The organism is Flavobacterium sp. CG_23.5, assembly GCF_017875765.1.
Taxonomy (GTDB): Bacteria; Bacteroidota; Bacteroidia; order Flavobacteriales; family Flavobacteriaceae; genus Flavobacterium.
On record NZ_JAGGNA010000001.1, the window covers coordinates 535580 to 555834 of the forward strand.

The 20255-nt window shown below is 33.4% G+C and carries 20 protein-coding genes; 5 read left to right on the top strand and 15 right to left on the bottom strand.

The window, feature by feature from the left end:
• The first annotated feature begins 16 nt into the window (after positions 1 to 16).
• The 3 genes from H4V97_RS02220 to H4V97_RS02230 all read left to right on the top strand — a co-directional run bounded on the left by H4V97_RS02220 (position 17) and on the right by H4V97_RS02230 (position 2232).
• The gene (locus H4V97_RS02220; protein WP_196850770.1) at positions 17 to 1366 is read left to right on the top strand and encodes a beta-ketoacyl-[acyl-carrier-protein] synthase family protein; all 1350 of its coding nucleotides are present in this window, start codon (positions 17 to 19) and stop codon (positions 1364 to 1366) included.
• A gap of 22 nt (positions 1367 to 1388) precedes the next feature.
• Positions 1389 to 1655, top strand: a complete 267-nt coding sequence (locus H4V97_RS02225; RefSeq protein WP_196850771.1) for an acyl carrier protein — start codon at positions 1389 to 1391, stop codon at positions 1653 to 1655.
• Positions 1656 to 1746: 91 nt separating this feature from the next.
• The gene (locus H4V97_RS02230; protein WP_196850772.1) at positions 1747 to 2232 is read left to right on the top strand and encodes a 4'-phosphopantetheinyl transferase superfamily protein; all 486 of its coding nucleotides are present in this window, start codon (positions 1747 to 1749) and stop codon (positions 2230 to 2232) included.
• A 16-nt stretch (positions 2233 to 2248) separates the two neighbouring features.
• On the opposite strand, the gene H4V97_RS02235 is transcribed toward H4V97_RS02230, so the two are convergent.
• The 5 genes from H4V97_RS02235 to H4V97_RS02255 all read right to left on the bottom strand — a co-directional run bounded on the left by H4V97_RS02235 (position 2249) and on the right by H4V97_RS02255 (position 8321).
• A complete protein-coding gene (locus tag H4V97_RS02235; RefSeq protein ID WP_196850773.1) occupies positions 2249 to 2845 on the bottom strand; it encodes a PolC-type DNA polymerase III in 597 nt (198 codons plus the stop codon).
• A 1-nt stretch (position 2846) separates the two neighbouring features.
• Positions 2847 to 4763, bottom strand: a complete 1917-nt coding sequence (locus tag H4V97_RS02240; protein WP_209548779.1) for a DUF294 nucleotidyltransferase-like domain-containing protein — start codon at positions 4761 to 4763, stop codon at positions 2847 to 2849.
• Positions 4764 to 5120: 357 nt separating this feature from the next.
• Positions 5121 to 6176 (bottom strand): NAD(P)-dependent alcohol dehydrogenase, encoded by a 1056-nt coding sequence (locus H4V97_RS02245; protein WP_209548780.1) that lies wholly within the window; start codon positions 6174 to 6176, stop codon positions 5121 to 5123.
• Positions 6177 to 6277: 101 nt separating this feature from the next.
• Positions 6278 to 7645 (bottom strand): NAD-dependent succinate-semialdehyde dehydrogenase, encoded by a 1368-nt coding sequence (locus H4V97_RS02250; protein ID WP_196850776.1) that lies wholly within the window; start codon positions 7643 to 7645, stop codon positions 6278 to 6280.
• 253 nt (positions 7646 to 7898) lie between these two features.
• Positions 7899 to 8321, bottom strand: coding sequence for an Lrp/AsnC family transcriptional regulator (locus H4V97_RS02255; protein WP_196850777.1), 423 nt, complete (start codon positions 8319 to 8321; stop codon positions 7899 to 7901).
• A 105-nt stretch (positions 8322 to 8426) separates the two neighbouring features.
• On the opposite strand from H4V97_RS02255, the gene H4V97_RS02260 reads away from it, so the two are divergent.
• Positions 8427 to 9146 carry a sulfite exporter TauE/SafE family protein gene (locus H4V97_RS02260; protein WP_196850778.1) on the top strand — a complete coding sequence of 240 codons (720 nt, stop codon included), beginning with the start codon at positions 8427 to 8429 and terminating at the stop codon, positions 9144 to 9146.
• Positions 9147 to 9263: 117 nt separating this feature from the next.
• Positions 9264 to 10493, top strand: a complete 1230-nt coding sequence (locus H4V97_RS02265) for a multidrug effflux MFS transporter (protein ID WP_196850842.1) — start codon at positions 9264 to 9266, stop codon at positions 10491 to 10493.
• Positions 10494 to 10501: 8 nt separating this feature from the next.
• Here H4V97_RS02265 and H4V97_RS02270 read toward each other — a convergent pair whose 3' ends face one another.
• From H4V97_RS02270 to H4V97_RS02315, 10 genes are all read right to left on the bottom strand, one after another.
• Positions 10502 to 11758, bottom strand: coding sequence for an NAD(P)/FAD-dependent oxidoreductase (locus H4V97_RS02270; RefSeq protein ID WP_196850779.1), 1257 nt, complete (start codon positions 11756 to 11758; stop codon positions 10502 to 10504).
• 140 nt (positions 11759 to 11898) lie between these two features.
• Entirely contained in the window at positions 11899 to 12264 is a 366-nt protein-coding gene (locus H4V97_RS02275; protein WP_196850780.1) for a glyoxalase, read from the bottom strand.
• A 71-nt stretch (positions 12265 to 12335) separates the two neighbouring features.
• Positions 12336 to 12641, bottom strand: coding sequence for a helix-turn-helix domain-containing protein (locus H4V97_RS02280; RefSeq protein WP_196850781.1), 306 nt, complete (start codon positions 12639 to 12641; stop codon positions 12336 to 12338).
• Entirely contained in the window at positions 12625 to 12963 is a 339-nt protein-coding gene (locus H4V97_RS02285) for a type II toxin-antitoxin system RelE/ParE family toxin (RefSeq protein WP_196850782.1), read from the bottom strand. The genes H4V97_RS02280 and H4V97_RS02285 overlap by 17 nt, the downstream gene beginning before the upstream one ends.
• 417 nt (positions 12964 to 13380) lie before the next feature.
• The gene (locus tag H4V97_RS02290; RefSeq protein WP_196850783.1) at positions 13381 to 13935 is read right to left on the bottom strand and encodes an REP-associated tyrosine transposase; all 555 of its coding nucleotides are present in this window, start codon (positions 13933 to 13935) and stop codon (positions 13381 to 13383) included.
• A gap of 330 nt (positions 13936 to 14265) precedes the next feature.
• On the bottom strand, positions 14266 to 15126 hold the full coding sequence (locus H4V97_RS02295) for an RES domain-containing protein (RefSeq protein ID WP_209548781.1): 861 nt from the start codon (positions 15124 to 15126) through the stop codon (positions 14266 to 14268).
• Between the two features lie 183 nt (positions 15127 to 15309).
• The gene (locus H4V97_RS02300; protein ID WP_196850785.1) at positions 15310 to 16164 is read right to left on the bottom strand and encodes a hypothetical protein; all 855 of its coding nucleotides are present in this window, start codon (positions 16162 to 16164) and stop codon (positions 15310 to 15312) included.
• An 8-nt stretch (positions 16165 to 16172) separates the two neighbouring features.
• Entirely contained in the window at positions 16173 to 16817 is a 645-nt protein-coding gene (locus tag H4V97_RS02305; protein WP_196850786.1) for a hypothetical protein, read from the bottom strand.
• A gap of 222 nt (positions 16818 to 17039) precedes the next feature.
• A complete protein-coding gene (locus H4V97_RS02310) occupies positions 17040 to 18377 on the bottom strand; it encodes a DEAD/DEAH box helicase (protein ID WP_196850787.1) in 1338 nt (445 codons plus the stop codon).
• A gap of 227 nt (positions 18378 to 18604) precedes the next feature.
• Positions 18605 to 20149: a DEAD/DEAH box helicase gene (locus H4V97_RS02315; RefSeq protein ID WP_196850788.1), complete on the bottom strand. Its 1545-nt coding sequence runs from the start codon at positions 20147 to 20149 to the stop codon at positions 18605 to 18607.
• Positions 20150 to 20255 lie beyond the last annotated feature (106 nt).

Consider the following 20255-nt stretch of genomic DNA (forward strand, 5'->3'; position numbering starts at 1 on the left):
AAAAAATATTCTTTGTATGCAAAAAAGAGTTGTAATAACAGGATTAGGCGTGGTTGCTCCAAATGGAGTAGGACTCGATGCGTTTACAAATGCTATAAAAAATGGAATTTCAGGAATTAAGCACGATGCGGAATTAGAAAGATTGCAATTTTCGTGTCAGATTTCTGGAAAGCCTGCCGTTTCTTCTGAATTAGCATTGCAATATTTCTCCGAATTAGAACTTCGAAATTTTAACTCAAGTGGTATTTTATATGGCGTAATTGCGGGAATTGATGCCTGGAAAGACGCAGGATTAACATTGGAAATCAATGAAAACCCTGATTGGGAAAGCGGAACTATTTTTGGAACAGGAACATCTGGAATCGATAAATTTCGGGAAAGCATTTATAAAATTGATGATTTTCAAACTAGACGTTTGGGAAGTACTGCCGTGGCTCAAACCATGAATAGTGGCGTGAGTGCGTATTTAGGTGGAAAATTAGGTTTGGGAAACCAAGTAACTACCAATTCTTCCGCTTGTACGACAGGAACCGAAAGTATATTGATGGCTTATGAACGTATTATATTAGGTCAGGCCAAACGTATTTTAGCAGGAAGCACTAGCGATTCCGGACCTTATATTTGGGGTGGATTTGATGCGATGCGTGTTTGCACTTTTAAACATAATGATTCACCAGAAGAAGGTTCAAGACCTATGAGTGCAAGCGCTTCGGGGTTTGTTCCGGGAAGTGGAGCAGGAGCTTTGGTTTTAGAAGATTTAGAAACGGCTTTAGCTCGAGGTGCAAAAATTTATGCAGAAGTTTTGGGAGGAAATGTAAATTCTGGTGGACAACGCGGATTAGGAACAATGACAGCACCAAACCCAGTTGCGGTTCAGAAATGCATTAAAGATGCTGTTGAAAATGCAGGAATTGATCCAACAGAAATTGATGCTATTAACGGACATTTGACCGCAACATCCAAAGATAGTTTAGAAATTCAAAATTGGAGTGAAGCTTTAGGAAGAAAAGGATTGGACTTTCCTTATATCAACTCTTTGAAATCAATGGTAGGACATTGCTTGAGTGGCGCTGGAAGTATTGAAAGTGTGGCTTCGGTGCTGCAATTGCATCATGGATTTGTTTTTCCAAATATTAATTGTGAAGATACAAATCCTGAAATTACAGCTATTATTGATGAGTCCAGAATTCCGAAACAACTAGTTGAAAAAGAATTAAATGTAATCGCAAAAGCTAGTTTTGGTTTTGGCGATGTCAATGGGTGCGTAATTTTTAAGAAATTTAAAGATGGAGTCGAAGAACTAAGTAAGAAAGAAGAGGAGAAAGAAAACAAGGTTGAAATAATTAAAAATTATAATATACTTTAGTAGCAGAAATATTAAAATAACTATGGAAAAAGAAGAAATAATTGAGCAATTAAAAGTAATTGTTAAGCCTTATATACAAGATGAAGAAGCCTTTAAATCTCTTACGGAAAGTACGGATTTCATTAATGATTTAAAAATAAATTCTGCTAACCTTGTTGATGTAATTTTAGATATAGAAGAAAAATATAATATAATAATTGACAATGAGTCAATGGAACGAATGATTAATGTAAAAGCCGCAATGGAAATTATTGAGAATAAATTGTTAGAAAAAGAAAGTGATTCTTAGTGGCATCTTCTCTAACTAGCGGTAATTACAAGTCGATTCTAAATAGAATTTAATTCTAATGAATATATTTCAGATTAAAAATAGTAATTAAGTGATAGGAAATGACATTGTAGATTTGGCTTTAGCCCGAAAAGAAAGCAATTGGCAACGGAAAGGATTTTTGGATAAAATTTTTACCAAAAAAGAACAATTGCTTATTTCTAATTCCAAAAATCCAGAAATTATGGTTTGGAATTTATGGACAAGGAAAGAAGCCGCGTATAAAATCTACAATCGCCAGACCGGTATTCGTGGATATTTTCCTATTCAATTAGATTGTTTTTACGAAAGTGAAAATCTGGGTATCGTTTCTTGTAATGGAAACACCTATTACACGCAAACTAAAATTTCAGTTGATTGTATTTATACCATTGCAGTAACCGAAAAAGACTATTTGAATCAAATTATAAATTTAGATTCGGAAACTAAAATCATTAAAAGGAATGGAATTCCATTTATAAGGGACGAATTGACTAAACTTTCAAGGCCCGTTTCGATTTCTCATCACGGGCGTTTTTGGATGGGAATTACAATTTGATTTTCAAATAATTATTTTATTTAATACCCAATCTAGATTTTAATTTTAAGAATAATAAAGCAATTCTATAAGCATCTTCTGAGGAAGAATTTCGATCACTTTTTGGTAGATTATATATGCCGCTTAATTCGTCTAATGAGAATTGTTTATTATTAATGTCTTCGAGTTTACGGTACATTACATCAATATCCAAAGCTTCGTTTTTTAGACGGCCGCAATCTAACCTTTCCAGTGCCGCATTAATCATTTCTACGTCAAAATCAATGTGATGTCCTACCAGTACTGCATTGCCAATATAATCGACAAACAATTTTATAGCCTCAAGTTCCCCCAATTTTTTCATTTTACTTTCTACGATAAACTCGTTTGAAAGTCCATGTTCATGAAGAAATTTGTATTGTAACAGAACCGCCTCAAAATTATCTCCAATAATTACACTATTATCAATTACGGCAAAAGAACCAATTGATAATATGACATCTTTTACAGAATTTAAACCAGAAGTTTCAGTTGACAAAATGACAAATCGTTTTGATTTCTTATCAAATTTAGAAAGGTATTCTTTCCAGAATTCAGGATGTTCTTTATTTATATTTTTAAGCCAGTCTAACATATTAAGAAAATTGGGTGAGTTGAAATTTACTTTTAATCAATTCTTCCAATTCTTTCATTGGTGCCAACGCAGCTTTTAATTTATCCTTATCAATTTTTGATAATTCATTCAAATTTATAAATTGTCCTGAATCATCATTTTTCAAACCTTCTAATGTTCTAATTTTCGACAAAATTAAAAAAGCTTCGGCACAATTAAGATAAATCTCTGCATGTTTTGCATCAGTTATCGCTAATTGTTTGAATCTAAGGTAAGTGTTGTTAATTCCTTTTATGTCATAATTCAATACAAATAAACGAGCTCCATCAATTAATGGCATCAAAGCACGCGTTTTTATATCAAATTTATTTTTGTTTGGTCCTTCTTCTTCGACATTGAAATTTTTGAAAAAACTCAAAGGAGAGTTTTTTCTTAAGGCGTCATTTCCTAAAAAATCAAAGAATAAAGTGTTATTTTTAGCGTTTTTAAAAACAGTCGTAGTTATTGATTCTTCAATTTTTTGTTCTCCAAAGGCAATTTCATAATCAAAGAAAATACTACTTAAATCATTGCTGTTTTCACCTGGAGTATTCATCCAGCTGTTGTATTGTTTAGTCCAGTCTGTCAATGATTTACACCAAAGCATATTGCTTCCCATATGACCGTTTGGACAAAGTTCGTATCCTACTTTTTCTAGTGTTGCTGTAGTTTTTCTTCCCAATTTTAAGAAATAGTCTTTTACGTCTCTATATTTATCCGGTGAAACATCCTCAAAAATTAAAATACTATCTTGATCCGTCAATAGTAATTGTTCTTTTCTTCCTTGACTTCCTATACTTAACCAAGCAAAACGAGCAGGAGGGGAACCTAAATCTAAAATCGAGAGTTCTACTGAACGTTTAATAATAGCCATGTTAATTTCGCTGGCAATATTACTAATATGAGAAAGCGGGATATTTTTATGAATCGAATTTTGAATAATATCAGACAAACGTTCTCGTATTTGCTTTAAATCTTTTGAAGTTTGGGAACGTTTAATTTCTTTTATTAAAACACCTGGATTACTTGCTTGCGCAATAACCAAATCTCTTTCGGAAATAATTCCTTTTACAGCAGATTTGTTTGTACCATCCTGAGTCACACACAAATGAGTCATGTTATGTTTTAGCATAAGCAATTGAGCTTCCGCTAGGGACACATTCTCTTGAACCGTTATCACTGGTGAAGACATTATTTGGTCTACTGATGCAGTTACAGGGAATCGACCGGTTGCAATTTTTGAACGCATATCGCTGTCGGTAACGATACCAATAGGGAAAGTATTCTCGCAAACAATGGCATTATTCATTAGCGTCTCGGTCATGAGTTGAGCAATTTCTTTGACCGTAGTACTTACTGTTGTTTTTATTGGAGAATTATTATAGTTCAGAGATTGAAAATATTGCATTTCAGATTGTTGATCAGAATAGTAAACATTATCTGAAATAAGCTTTCCTCTTAAATTTTCTTTATCTTTGGGATTAGGCGTATTTGTTGCAAAACTCTCGAGCAAAAAATTCAAAACTTCTGAATTATTGGCAACAAAAGGGCGGAAAGTGGCAATAGGAATAGCATAAACGATACTTTCTTCTCTAGCTTTGGCTGTCATCATGTAATTGTTTTTGGCAAAAAATGGACGTAAGCCAAAAATATCTCCTTCATGACATTTGTTTAGTAATGTTTCTTCGGCATCAGCTATCACGGATAAATTGATAACTCCAGAAGCTACAACATAAAAGCTGTCATGTAAAACATCATTAATTTGGAATAATGTTTTATGTTTTTCTAAATTTACAACACGAATACTTGTAGCAATTTCAGATAATTCTTGAAAAGTCAAATGATTAAATGGTGGATATTCCTTTAAGAAATCAGCGATGTGCTCAGCAATTGAATTCATAGTTCTAAAAATAGATAAAGTATTGTTTGTAAAAATAACAAATTAAATATTTACAACGAAACGATAAGGAAAGGAATATTAATGATTTCTATAATAATATAAGTTTGTCTTCTAATTATAAAAAGAACGGTCGTAAAAGACGTAAAACTGTAAGTTCTTCATAGATATAAGAAAAGTCTATTTTACATAATATAAATTATAGTTCACAATTGTATTTAGTTCTAGATGAGCTAATTTAAGAGTATTGACACATAATTTAAACTACTAATTAACTTATTGGTCTACTTCAACAAAAAAGCAGCATCTAAAATTACTTTAGATGCTGCTTTTTTTTAAAACTATATAAAAAAACTATTTTTATTTAAGTGATTTCATATCAATTACAAATCTATATTTAACATCGTTACTTATAACACGATCATAAGCTGCATTTATATCTTGTATATTGATAAGCTCGATGTCACTAGTAATATTATGTTTTCCACAAAAATCTAACATTTCTTGTGTTTCTTTAATACCGCCAATTAGAGAACCTGCAATACGCTTGCGTCCCATAATTATATTTCCTCCGTGAAATGGTTTTAAAGGTTCTACAGCACCAACTAATACCATTGTTGCATCAATTTTAAGTAATCCCAAATATGGATCCATTTCATGACCTACAGGAATGGTATTTAAAATGAAATCGAAACTGTTTTGGTGTTTTTTCATCTCTTCTTCATCTTTAGATACTAAAACTTCATGAGCACCTAGACGTTTAGCATCTTTCCCTTTACTTGGTGATGTTGTAATCATAACTACATGAGCACCTAATGCATTGGCAAATTTAACGCCCATATGACCTAATCCTCCTAAACCTATCACGCCCACTTTATCTCCTTTTTTCACTTTCCAATGACTTAAAGGCGACCAGGTTGTAATTCCAGCACATAATAAAGGTGCAGCTGCTGCTTCGTCTAAATTTTCTGGGATACGTAATACGAATTTTTCATCAACAATTACTGAAGTTGAATAACCTCCATAAGTCTGTTTGTCGGCAATATGTTTGTCTGGACTGTTATAAGTAAAGGTTGCTCCATTTTCGCAAAATTGTTCTAAATCTTGCTTGCAAGAGGAACATGTTTGGCAAGAGTCTACCATACAACCTACTCCTACTAAGTCCCCTACTTTATGAGTCTTGACACCATTTCCAACCTCCACTACTCGACCAATAATCTCATGTCCCGGCACTACTGGATAAGTTGAGCCATTCCATTCGTTTCTTACTGTATGAATGTCACTATGACACACACCGCAAAAGGTAATATCAATTTTTACATCGTCCTTTCCTACAGCTCTTCTTTCTATATCCAAAGGTTTTAAATCTGCTGTTGATGCCGTTGCACCATATGCTTTTACTGTTGTAGTTGCCATAATTATGGTTTTTTTAAAATTATTTTTAATTCAATTGTTTTCTTACGATGTTATTTATAAGCTTCGATCACAGAATATTGTATTTCTGAAACTTCTGTATATTAATCAATCCAAATTGTTTTTGTATTGACAAATTCCCGAATTCCGTAAGCAGCGAGTTCTCGTCCGTATCCACTGTTTTTAATTCCTCCAAAAGGTAATCTTGGATCAGAAACCACCAATTTATTTACAAAACTGCTTCCTGCTTCCAGCCGTAAAGCTAATTTTTCTCCGCGTTCTCTATTTTTTGTGAATACTCCAGAACCTAAACCAAATTGCGAATTATTTGCCAATTCAATTGCGTGATTGTCATCTTTTGCACGTATCACTGAGGCTACAGGACCAAAAAGTTCGTTATCAAATGCTTCCATTCCTGGTTTCAAATCAACAAGTATGCTTGCAGGATAATAGGCGCCCTTTCCCTCGGGAATGACTCCTCCAAGAACTAAACGTCCCCCTTGTTTTATAGTTTTCTCTACTTGTGCGTGCAATTCATCTCTTAAATCTAACCTTGCCATTGGCCCATAATAGGAATCTTCGCTGGTTGGATCGCCCATTTTGGCTGCTTTCATTTTTTTTGTGAATAAAGCCAAAAACGCATCATAGATTGCATCATGAACAATAAATCTTTTGGCTGCAATACAAGTTTGTCCATTGTTTTGCAATCTTCCCAAAGTAGCCAAATCAGTTGCTTCTTCCAAATCCACATCATCCAAAATAATATAGGCATCACTACCACCCAATTCCATCACTGTTTTCTTTAAGTTTTGTCCTGCGATTGATGCAATCGAACGACCAGCAGCATCGCTTCCTGTAAGCGTAATGGCGGCAATATTTTTGTCTTCAATCAGTATTTTTACCTCTTTGGCATCCACATTCAAATTCATAAATACGCCTTTAGGAAATCCTGCCTTGATGAACGCCTCTTCAATAGCAAAAGCACATCCTTGAACATTTGTAGCGTGTTTTAAAACTCCGGTATTACCTGCCATTAATGCCGGAATAGCAAACCGAATCGCCTGATAGAAAGGAAAGTTCCACGGCATTACCGCTAGAATTACCCCAATGGGCTGAAAAGTAACATAACTTTTTGTAGCCTCCGTTTTAACAGTTTCATTGGCTAACAATGTATTTGCATGTTCTGCGTAATAGCGGCAGATCCAAGCACATTTTTCAACCTCTTTGCGAGCTTGACCAATTACTTTACCCATTTCCCTGGTCGCCAGTTGCGCGTATTCTTCCTTGTTTTCGTCAAGAACATCGGCTAGTGCATACATTAACGTGGCTCGTTCGGCAAATGTTTTTTCTTTCCAATGATGAAATTCCTTTTTTGATGCCGCTATTATTTCGAGTGCTTGACTACCAGTAATTCGATCGTATTCACTTATTTTTTCTCCCGTTGCAGGATTGATGCCTATAGTCTTTGCCATTAGTTGTATTTTTAAGTCTCTACTGGTGTTTTATCACCGTAAAGTATAAAAGTACTAAAAAGGAGACGGAAATTTAGACACTTTTGGTTTAATTTGGCAAAGTGTTAAGCTGATTTTCTTACCAAAGTTGGAAAAAATAATATTCGCAAATCTCTATTAAGGTGATTGCTTATAACACACTAACTTTTAAAGAGTAGGTGAATATTTAATGCCAAATCAAATTACTAAAAAAACACTCGAATAAAAGCTGCTTTTACTTAGAACTTCTTAAATCAGATAAGATTAAATGTGTTGTAGGTTCTCCATACAGCAATAGCCTATCTATAAACTGCTGTAAATGCAATTGGTCTATTAATACTACTTTCATAAAAATATTATGCGTTCCAGTAATTCGATACACTTCATAGATTTCAGGAAATTGGTCTAATTGATCACAGAATAGAATTAATTTTCCGCTAAATAACTTAAACATAATAAAGACTTCTAAACCAAAACCAAGCTTTTTGTTATTTAGTTGAACTCCATAACCTTTGATAACTTCGGTCTCCTCTAATTTTTGAACACGTTCCCTCACGGACGATGGACTAAGTCCTATTTGTTTACCAATTTCAACAAAAGAAGCCCTTGAATTGATTTTAAGTTTATCAATTATTTTTAAATCTATTACATCTACCATAAATAAAGTTTTTATTACCGTAAAATTACTTTTTATAATGGAAAAATGCCAAAAAATCCGTTGATAAAATTTTAGTATAATTACCCGTTGCACTAATTTTGTCATATGGATATGATGTTAGTATTGCTTATAATTGGGATTTTCTCAGGATTTTTTATTCAAACTATTAGCGGTTTTGCAGGTGCTTTGGTTGCACTGCCTTTTTTGCTTTTTGTGATGCCTATTGCTGAAGCGGTTACTTATATCTCAATTTTCTATTTTTTATCAACACCCATATATTTTTACAAGGAATGGAAAAATATGGACAAAGACTTACTGAAAAAATTAGCTATAACGTCATTCATTGGAATACTTATTGGTTCCGTAGTTTTATTATATGGGCAACCTCAAATCCTAAAAAAAGCACTTGGTTTATTTATTGTTTTATTTGTTTTAAACAGTTTAATTAATAAAAATGAAAAGCAACTCGGATTCAAAATGAAATCACTTTTTGGGATTTTGGGAGGATTCTTTTCGGGTGTTTTCTCGACCGGCGGTCCTTTATATGTAATGGTTATCAAAAATGAAACGGCTGATATAAAAACTTTTCGCGCTACAATGTTTGGAATTTTGGGATTAGTTTCCGTGATGCGAATATCCGTTTTAGTATTTGAAGGAGTTTTAACAACTACTGAATTGTATAATTCAATGTATGTTTTGCCTTTTTTTATAGTAGCATTAGTATTGGGAAAAATAGTGTACTCAAAATTAAATGAGGAGTTTCTGAAAAAATTTATTTTAGCACTGCTTTTTGTGTCTGGCGCAGTTTTATTGTTCAAAAATTAATAGAAATTTGGTATTTATAATTTATTTAAGGGTACCGCTTTTAAGTTTAATTGGCATCCTTAATTAATTTACCTTTGCAAAAAATTTAAAAAAGCTGTTTTGATTACAAATACTACTATAACAAGAACAAAATATATCCAATTAATTGTAATTCTGGGCTCTTTAACCGCACTTGGTCCGTTTTCGATCGATATGTATTTGCCAGGTTTTGCTGGAATTGCTAAAGATTTGAATACTTCGGTTGCCAATGTTTCTATGACTTTGTCGAGTTATTTTATAGGAATTTCTGCGGGTCAATTGCTTTATGGACCGTTATTGGATCGTTTTGGAAGAAAAAAACCTTTATTTATAGGCTTGTTGGTTTATATTTTAGCTTCTTTAGGTTGTGTTTTTGTTAAAGATATCGATACTTTTATTGGTTTACGTTTCATTCAGGCTGTGGGAAGTTGTGCTGCGACTGTGGCTTCTGTGTCAATGGTTCGAGATTTATTTCCTGTGAAAGATATTCCAAAAGTATTCTCCCTATTGATGCTGGTGGTTGGGCTTTCGCCAATGTTAGCGCCAACAATTGGTGGTTATGTTACGGCTGATTATGGTTGGCATACCGTCTTTTTTATATTAATGTGTTTGGGAATTTTGATTCTTTTGGCAGCACAAATTGGTTTGCCAAATACTTATAAACCGGACACTTCGATTTCATTAAAACCAAAACCTATTATTACAAATTTTATAAATATTGTAAAAGAACCTCAGTTTTATACCTATGCTTTTACAGGAGCTGTAGCTTTCTCCGGATTATTTACTTATGTGGCGGCCTCCCCTATTTTATTTATGGATATTTTCAAAGTAGAGGCAAAAGTTTACGGTTGGATATTTGCTTTTATGTCTTTGAGTTTTATCAGTGCCAGTCAGCTAAATTCGGTATTGTTGAATAGATTTAAAAGTGAGCAAATGATTTTTGGCGCTTTAATTACACAATCCGTTATTGTAATTTTGTTTCTTATACTTTCAATGAATGGTTTATTAGGCTTGTACGGAACGATTACTATGTTGTTTTTATTCTTGGCCTGTTTAGGAATATCTAATCCAAATACGGCGGGACTTACGCTTGCTCCTTTTTCAAGAAATGCAGGAAGCGCCTCTGCTTTGATGGGCGCTATTCAGTTGGGATTAGGCGCTTTGGCATCGTTTGCAGTTGGTGTTTTTGTCAAAAATTCTGCAGTTCCAATGGTTGTCATCATGACTGTTACCACACTTTTGGCATTAGTGATTTTGCTTATTGGAAGACGAACCATAAAAAAAGCAATTCCCACTTCTCACGATGAGGGAATTGCACTAGTTCATTAATTAGTTTTTTAGTTTTTTCCCGGTCGGATAATCATTCTTAGCGATTGGTTGCTTGAAAAATAGGCAATCATCCAGTTGTAAAATGTTTTTACTCTATTGCGATAAGAAATCAATGAAATTAGGTGGATAAACAGCCAAATCAACCAAGCAAAAAACCCATTGAAATGCAATTTAGGTTTTGGCAGATCAACTACAGCCTTGTTTTTTCCAATAATTGCCATAGAACCTTTGTCATTATATTTAAAAGGAAGTAGCGGTTTATTTTTAACCATTAATTTAAAATTGTCAGCCAAATTAATCCCTTGTTGAATGGCTACTTGGGCGACTTGTGGATGTCCTTCCGGAAAATGTTTATCGGTAAGTTGAAGGCAAGTGTCACCAATGGCGTAAATGTTTTGGGTAGCGTTTACTTTATTAAAAGCATCGGTTGCCATTCTTTTTCCACGACCATAACTTTCCATAGGAATTCCTTCAAATGCTTTGGCAGAAACACCTGCAGCCCAAATCAAATTTTTAGTTTGAATGGTTTCTCCATTTGAAAAATACACGGTATCATCAACATAGTCAACCACGCGAGTATTTAATTTTATAACAACTCCTAATTCGGTCAGGGCTTTGAATGTGTCGTCTTGTGAGGCTTTACTCATTGGAGCCAAAATAGCGTCTGCGCCATCAACCAAATAGATATTACTAGCCGAAGTCCCAAGTTCCGGGTATTCTTTATGGAATATGCTTTTTCTCATTTCGGCAAACATACCTGAAAGTTCCACTCCTGTAGGCCCACCGCCGGCAACGACAATCGTTAAAAGTTTGCGGCGTTTTCGAATGTCTTTGCAAATAGCAGCTTTCTCCAGATTTTTTAATATGATATTGCGCATTTCAATGGCATCATTCAAGGTTTTCATTGGAATGGCATTTTTCTGTACGTTTTCCATTCCAAAATAACTCGTTTCAGCTCCAGTGGCAAAAACCAATTGATCGTAACTTAACTCTCCGTTATTCAGTATAATTTTGTTTTCCAATGGCACCACTTTTAGCAGTTCTCCAAGGCGAAATTGTAGATTTTTTTTGCCTGCAAAGAATTTACGAAAAGGATAACTGATGCTGGAGGGTTCCAGAAAAGCGGTCGCAACCTGATAAATAAGCGGCGGAAAGAAATTATAATTGTTTTTATCAACGAGTGTTACCTGAATCCCTTTTTGATTTAAAAGTTCTTTGGCTAGATTGATTCCTGCAAAACCGCCTCCAATGATTACAATATTCATAAGCTATTATTTATAGTTTTAATAAAAAAATATACGATAAAGATACTTCATATATTGGGAGACTATTTAATTTCCAAATAGTAAAAAACTATGGTAGTATTACTTTACTATTGATATTTAAATAGAATCGTCTCTTTTCTTTAACTATAAAATTCACCAATATGCCATAGAATTCCAGATGGGTCGTGTATAAAACATTCTTTTCCCCAGTCATTTTCCGTGATTGGAACCAGTTTTACTGCTTTGTATTTGGTGGTCAAATTTAGTTCCAGAAGGCTTTTCCAAAATTGATCGACATCTTCCACTTCTAAGAAAAGCATCGTGTTATCTATCCAATCTTTTACAAATGCATCTTGTAAATAAAAGGCCAATCCATCCATTTTGAATACTGATAAATTTGGACTCAAAATAGTTTCTTCAAAACCCAATTCACTATAAAACTTTCTAGACACTTCATAGTCTTTGGCACCAATAAAAGCACGAATCGATTTAGCTTTAGTCATCATAATGATTGTAATATTTATTTATATTTTTCGGGAAATGTAGCATTTTGGGAGCAAGTGGCGCTCTTTATTTGCTATAGTTTAATGGATAATTCCAAATGCCCACCTAAACCTAATTCAACGATTTTTTGTAAAGTTGAAAATCTAGCTTCTTTTACATTATTCTCAATTTTCGAAATATAAGACTTTGTAGTTCCAACTTTATCCGCAAGCTCTTCCTGAGTTAAACCTTTTTGAAGTCTTGCATCATGAATCATTGCACCAATTTTAAAGTTTTTAAAGCCTGCATCAAGTTCATCACGTTTTTCCGTTCCTATTTCTCCGTAATGTTTAGCTTTAAATTGGTCGAGTGTTTTGATATTATTATTTTTCGTTTTCATACTCCTTTTTTATTTTAATTGCTTTTTCAATTTCATTCTTCGGTGTCTTTTGCGTCTTTTTTTGAAATCCATTTGTTAGGATTATTAATTGACCCTCATCAAAAAAACAAAAGATTCTGAAAATATCGCTTCGTTGCTGAATTCTTATCTCAAAAAGTCCGTCAGTATTTTCAATATGTTTAAGATACGTTTCTGGAATTCGCTCTAATTCTTCTATTAATTCTAACGTCCAAATAATTTTTGCCTTGACTTTTTCACGTTGCTTTATAAAGAATTCTTCAAAGTAATCTTTATAAAAAATTATTGTTCGTTTCTTACTCATTACACAAAGATACAAAAGTTGTACCAAAGTGAAACTTTTAAACTTGAATTTTAAATATATTTTGTTTTTTGCATTGAAATCACCTTTGGTTTTCTATGCTATTTTCGCGTTGATATATCCACGCGATCTGGTTTTTTTAGGAAATCCTAGAATACTTGTTTAAAAGCACTCCGGTTTTAGCTATCCGCGTTGCAAACGCTACGATTTGTCTTTCAATTTAAGTATGCACTCGTCGCAGACGAGCACCAGAGAACGTGGACAAACGAGCGCCAGTTGGGATGTCGCAGCAGAACTAAAATACAAATAAAAAATTAATAGCACGATCATTAATCTCTCCTCTGGTGCTCGTCTGCGACGAGTACCGACTTACTCGTGTGAACTAAATAAAGCGTTTGCAACGCGGCTATTACAAACAGATTACCACAAAGGTGCAGCATTTACAGTATAAAAAACAGTATTGTCTTCTTCATAATTCCTATAACTACTGTTTACATAATCTCTTTCATGAAAAACGATTTCTGCTTCAACGGGATTATAATGTATGTAATTTACACGTTGCTCTATTTTTTCTAAAGTATCCAATATAACCGGATGAAAACCATCTTGCCATACTTTATAATTTTTAGCTCTTCCTGATTTTTGAGCTTCATAACTAAATTTCCGTAAAAGCCATTCTCGCCTGCTCTCAGGATGTTCTTTGATGGCTTCTATCAGTTTTTTTGATGTGAATTTTTTAAAATCCCGGATAACATTTTGTAACTCTCCATCAAATGCTGTTACAATTAAATGAATATGACTTGTCATATATACATAAGCATGCACACTCAATCCTTTTTCCTTGATGCAATAATTTAGGGATTCATCCAAAATAGCACAATAATTAGGTCGTACAAATAAATCCACCCAGTCTACAACTGTTATAGTAATAAAAGTTGGTACGTTACTATCGATAACCTTGTATTTCTCAGACATTTTTTATCAAATATTGAATTTAAGGAATTCTAGAATACTTGTTTAAAAGCACTCCGGTTTTAGCTATCCGCGTTGCAAACGCTACGATTTGTCTTTCAATTTAAGTAGGCACTCGTCGCAGACGAGCACCAGAGAACGTGGACAAACGAGCGCCAGTGGGGTCTGTAGCCGAGCTATCGGGAATGCAATTCCGCAATTTTCGCGTTGATATATACGAGCTATTCTACGATCCGAGTAATTTCGGCTCAACGTGAACATCATTGCAAAACGATAAGTCTCAAGTCTTGTATATTGTGAAACTGCAATTGTGTGCAGTAGTTCTTTGTTTCTCTAGTTAAGTTTCGCCCAATTTTCTATTGGTTTAGCGGCGCTATATTTAATTGGTTTTTCAAAATTCAATTCATCATAACTTCCTTTAGTTAAAGTGAGTCCAATTTTTTCTAGTTCTTCAACATACACCATTTTAAAGACATCAACTCTAATAGGTTTAAAATATTTATCTGCATCGACGGCAGGAATGGCATAGTTAAGTTCTTTCAAATCTGATTTGATACTGGGATAAAGGATACCATTAACACCTGGTGCCTTAAAAAAGAATTTTGAAATTGCAATTGACTTTTTGTACAAATGTTCATTATTTTCAACAACTTTGCGCGTAAACTCTTCAATAATAAATTCTTTTAACATATTGTCTAAATCAAATAGTTCGTTGTCTTGATAATGATTTTCTAATATATTTTTATGTATAGTTGAATATTGCTTCAAGTATTGTTCTCTATCAATATATTTTATAGCACCTATATCTATCAATTCTATTTTTTTAATAGTTTCACATTCTATGCAAGTTATTAATGAGCCAACAGGTGGGTTAGTTTCTTTTAAAGCTGTATGTCCGCCACCTGCTAAATATAATATTTGTTCTTCTACATCATTACATCTACCAATTTTTCTTATTGCTTTTTTTGGTGGATACCATAGCTCACTTAATTGTGAAAAATCTTTTTGTCCCTCGTTGATTCTAATTCTGTGTGACTTTATACCTTTTGGGAACGAAATGAGTACAAATGAAAAATTAGTAACAAGTTTCATAAATTCTTTTTCAAGTTCATCAATTGTTGCTGTTTTCGTATCCATTGATTTAAATCTATTTAAAGACTCTAAAACTTCTTTCTTTAACGGGAACTTTTTCATTAATAATTTGATATTCTGATTTTTGGTTCTACTATTGCACACAACGTTAGATCGCTTTGAGATGGTTTGTGCTTCGTAACCACTAATTTTACGGATGAACGAGAATATGATGCGAAATGCTAATCCCACTAAATCACACACTTTATCAAAACGGCGATTGGGCGTTCGCTTTTTTTTTCTTTTTTACTTAAATCTGCATTCTCCGTCTCTTTTTACATCTTCAATTCTTTTAGCATATTCGGTTTCAATTTCTTTAAGAGATTCTGCTTTATCTGTTGAACTTAAAGACTGATCATTTTTAATATTCTCGAAATCTTCTTTGTGTGTTTTTTCTATCCATTCAAGATTATGCTCCATAAAATCTTTTCTTCCCGATGGCATAATATTAGCAAACTCTTCTTTTGTCATATAAAGAGTTTTATTGTTATCAGTTTTAGATTTTTCAATAACAGGTTCGCTATCCATTTCCTTTAAAATATCTTTAACAATACCTTCAATTACATAAGTTGCACTTGATTCAGCATTGACTGAAACATCATTGACATTTGTATGGTCCGCAAGGAGTGAGTAATCTCCATCTTGGTCAAATAATACATTCAAGTATTCAAATTGAATTTGATTATCATTTATTCTATTTCTAAATCTTAAAGATAATACTCTAAAACTTATGTTGTCAGTTTTAAATTTAGTGAATACTGTAGTTTTTTCTTTTTCACTTAAACGCTCCAGTGAATGACCTGATGGTCGTAGTATCCAACATTCATTAACAACTTTATTTACGTCAATATTTGTTGTTTTAATAACTTCCATTTCTAATTCATCTGGATATAATGAAACTTTTTTCACCTGAGAAGTGATTGAATCTAATTTTAATTCAATTTTTTCATCCAAATTAGGTTCTGATGTTGTTTTGTCAACAATCCAATTGTTAAATTCCTTAATCATTTTAACTTTACCACTTCCAGTATTAGTGTCCATTTTGGAACAAGAGCATAATGTAATTAGTAAACTAACAATTGTAATTTTTAATACTTTCATTTTTTATGTTATTTATTTGATTTCCAAAAGATAAATGTGTTTTTGATTTCATTCCAATAAGTTTTGTCAGCTATTTTGGGATATGAAGGATGATATGCGTTAATACATAATTTATCAGGAGAAATTATATAAAATGCTGTATTATTAGTGTTTTTATCGGCATATTTTTTTTCGGTTTTTGAAATATCCCAATTTATTTTGGATAAATCTTCATATTCAAAATATTTGAGTGTGTTTCCGAATATAATAATATTGGGATTTAAATACTCTATTTGTTTTAAAAGTTCAACTTTTCCTTCATTATATGCTTCTTTAATTTCCTTATCATTTGAGGAAGAATCCGCAGGAAACTTGTTTATGTTGATATATGCAATTTGTTTTACTACTTTATAAGCTTCTTGATTTGCATATGGTATATTTGCCCATTCGATATTTGGATTTAAAATACCAAATGTAGCATAAATCATTTTTCGAAATGTTGGGACAGATAAAGCATTTTTTTTATGCCAATCATTATCAAATCCTTCACATATATTTAATTCCTTTTCTTTGTCTTCTGCAGAAACGTTTGCTTCTTTTAAAATCCATAAAATTTTACACGATGCATTATCGTATTCAGTAGGATTTATTTTCCCATCTATTATTTTTTTCATTTACTATAATCGGTATTTTTCGTTAAAGTGACGCCCAACTTGTATAAACCATCAAATATATACATCTTTTTGGTGTTTCTTTAATAAAAATTTAATCTTTTTCTTTCATTTTATTCAGTTTTCTAAATGTAAGAATTCCTTTTACCACATGAAAACAAAAAAACCATTGCATCGCTTTATCAAGCATTGCAATGGTTTTTCAATTATAAAATAGAAAAATTACTATTTCATTTTTTGTCTTTTCACCGGTTTTTCTGCTGGTTCGTTTTTGTTTTGTAGCAAATAATTAGCCAACAGTTTTTCTATCAATTCATCTTTGGTCAAATGATGAAAAACGGTTTTTATTTTGGTTTTCAATTCCGCATCAACCTCGTGGTTGGGTTTGGTTTTGAATATTTGTTTGGCCCATAAAAGGGCGTTGTTTTCTTCAATGCTTAGCGCACTTGGTTTTTTAAATTCGATGAATTTAATTCCAAGTTCTTTTTCAAAATCGGCGATTTCCTTTACTTCTTCTTCTTGCAGTACCGTTAGAGAAAGGCCCTTTGCTCCTGCCCTTGCGGTTCTTCCGCTACGGTGTACGTAAGCTTCATAAACATCAGGTAAATGGTAATTGACCACATACGAGATTTCCTTTACGTCAATTCCTCTTGCAGCAAGGTCAGTTGCCACTAAAATATTAATATGTCCTTCACGGAATTGTTCCATGATTCGGTCGCGGATTCCCTGAGATAAACTTCCGTGCAAGGCTCCTGATGAAAAGCGGTTGATGGCTAGGTTTTTAGCTAATTTATTGACCGCAGCTTTGGTTTTACAAAAAATGATTCCGCGTTCGCCTTCTTTCGAATTTAAGAAATGCATCAAAACATCCAGTTTTTCAATGGGATCCACCACAATATATTCATGGTCAATTCCTTGATTTCCTACCGTTTCCATGTTGGCACTAACTTCTACTACATTTTTATTTAAATAATTCTGGATTAGCTGTTTTATAGTTCCCGGCATGGTTGCCGAAAACAATAATGTTTTGTGTTCCTTAGGCAATTCGGCAACAATTTCATCTAAACTCTCTTTCAAGATAGTCACCATTTCATCGGCTTCATCAAGCACGAGGAATTTGGTTTCTTTCAGGTTTATGGCTTTGCGCTGAATCAAATCTATTAAACGTCCCGGTGTTGCCACAACGATGTGCGTAGGCGTTGCCAAGCGTTCTATTTGTGGCTTTATTGGAATTCCTCCACAAGTTGCTGCAATAGAAACTTGAGGTAAATATTTTGAAAAATCTTCTAAGTTTCTAAAAATCTGATGTCCTAATTCACGCGTTGGAACCAAAATAACAGCTTGTACTACCGGTAAATCAGTGTCAATTAATTGTAAAATAGGCAATCCAAAAGCAGCCGTTTTTCCTGTACCTGTTTTAGCAAGTCCAACCAAATCTGTAGTATTGGATAAAAGTAACGGAATTGTTTTTTGTTGAATTTCTGTTGGTACAACAATTTTCAATTCGGTAATCGCTTTTAATATGGGTGCTGAAATTCCTAAATCAGAGAATTGTTTTGGCATTTTTTTGAATTTTATATTTTTATAAAAAATAGTTGTTGTGTAACGGTAATTTTTAGCCCCGATTGAAAGGGAAATCCTTTTTTTTCTCGCCCTTGCGAGAAGAAAAAGATTGCAGTGTAAAGCGGGATTAGCTCCTGAAAACGGTTCTCGATACATTTTTTGTTTTGCTTCGCCACACAAAAAACACTCGAACTGACGTTATTGATAATTAAACCTGAGCGGCAGTATTAATCTTCGTCCGGTTCATTCATTATCTTTTCACGATATTTTTTCCCGGTTAACAATATTAGTTTCAATTTGTAATCGTCAACAAGCCACTCGCGGTAATTTTTACTGCATTGACTCAAACATTTTGAATAGCGTTTGATACGACAATCGATATCGTCTTCTAACAGTTTTCCTAATGCTTTAGCTTCCTGTAAAGTCTCTGAATTGTCAACACACATGGCAGCGTGTTGCTCCAACGATTTATCGAGTACTTCTTTTGAACGTAAATTTAATGCAATGATTTGCTTGTGTTCCTCATCAACATCAAAAGTTACCACTTCGGTTTTGCTGAATTTAGCGCGTAATTCCGGCGGCATGGAATATTTGAAATACAATTCGATTTCCGTATCATCACGTAAATTTTCCAGATAAAACTCCGGTGATTTAAAAATATGTTGCCAGTTTACCGGTTCACTCCACAACCCAAATCGGGCTGCATTATTCCCTAAATCGATCACATTAAATACATCTTTATTAGGCAGTTTTCTAGAACCCCGACCAATCATTTGATAGTAAAGTGTCAAAGATTTTGTCGCGCGATTCAAAATAATGGTCTCTACTGTAGGTTCATCAAAACCTGTGGTAAGGATTCCAACGGAGGTTAAAATGGCATCCGGTGTGTGCTTGAACCAATGTAAAATATCTTTTCGTTCCTCGTTATTGCTGGTGTTGTCCAAATGGCGGATTTCGTAACCTGCTTCTCTAAAAGTTTCATAAACATACAAAGAGGTATTGATACCATTGTTGAAAATCAAGGTTTTCTTTCCCAAAGATTTCTCGGTGTAGGCATGCAATAATTTTTCTTGCATGGCCATATTTGTGTATAAATCATCCGATGATTTTACGGTGTAATCTCCATTTATACCTACTTTCAACGAGGTCAATCCCACGTCATAACTATAGGTGATTGCTTTTGCCAAAAAGCCTTTATCAATCAATGAACTAATGGTATCTCCTACAATTAATTCATCATAACTTTCATGCATTGGCAACTTAATATTCGAACTCAAAGGTGTTGCTGTAACTCCTAATATAAAAGCATTTTTAAAAGAGCTTAATAATTTACGGAAGGAATTGTAATGCGCCTCATCAATAATTACTAAACCAATATTATCCAAATGTAGTTTTTCATCATTGATACGGTTTTTCAAAGTCTCTACCATGGCCACAAAACAAGAATAATCGTTTTGGTCTGGAAGTTCTTTTACTTTGCTGTTGATGATTTTGTTTTTTACATCAAAACCCTTCAACATTTTTGAAGTTTGTTTGCAAAGTTCAATTCGGTGTGTTAAAACCACTACTTTTTTGTCGTGTTTAGACAAATAGCGACGCACGATTTCCGAAAAAACTACTGTCTTTCCGCCACCAGTGGGTAGTTGATATAACAAATGATGTTGACGAGGTCCATTATCGATACGTTCAAAGATGGCATCTATGTCTCCTTTTTGGTAGGCATAGAGTTCTTTTTTGTCTTCGATTTCGATTTCTAAAGTGTTTTGCGACATTGCTTATTGTTGGATTTTTGCAAAAATACGCCTAAAAAACAGTTTTATTGTCAATTTTAATTAAAAATAAAGAGGAGTGATTAAATAAAATAGAATTATGCAGCAG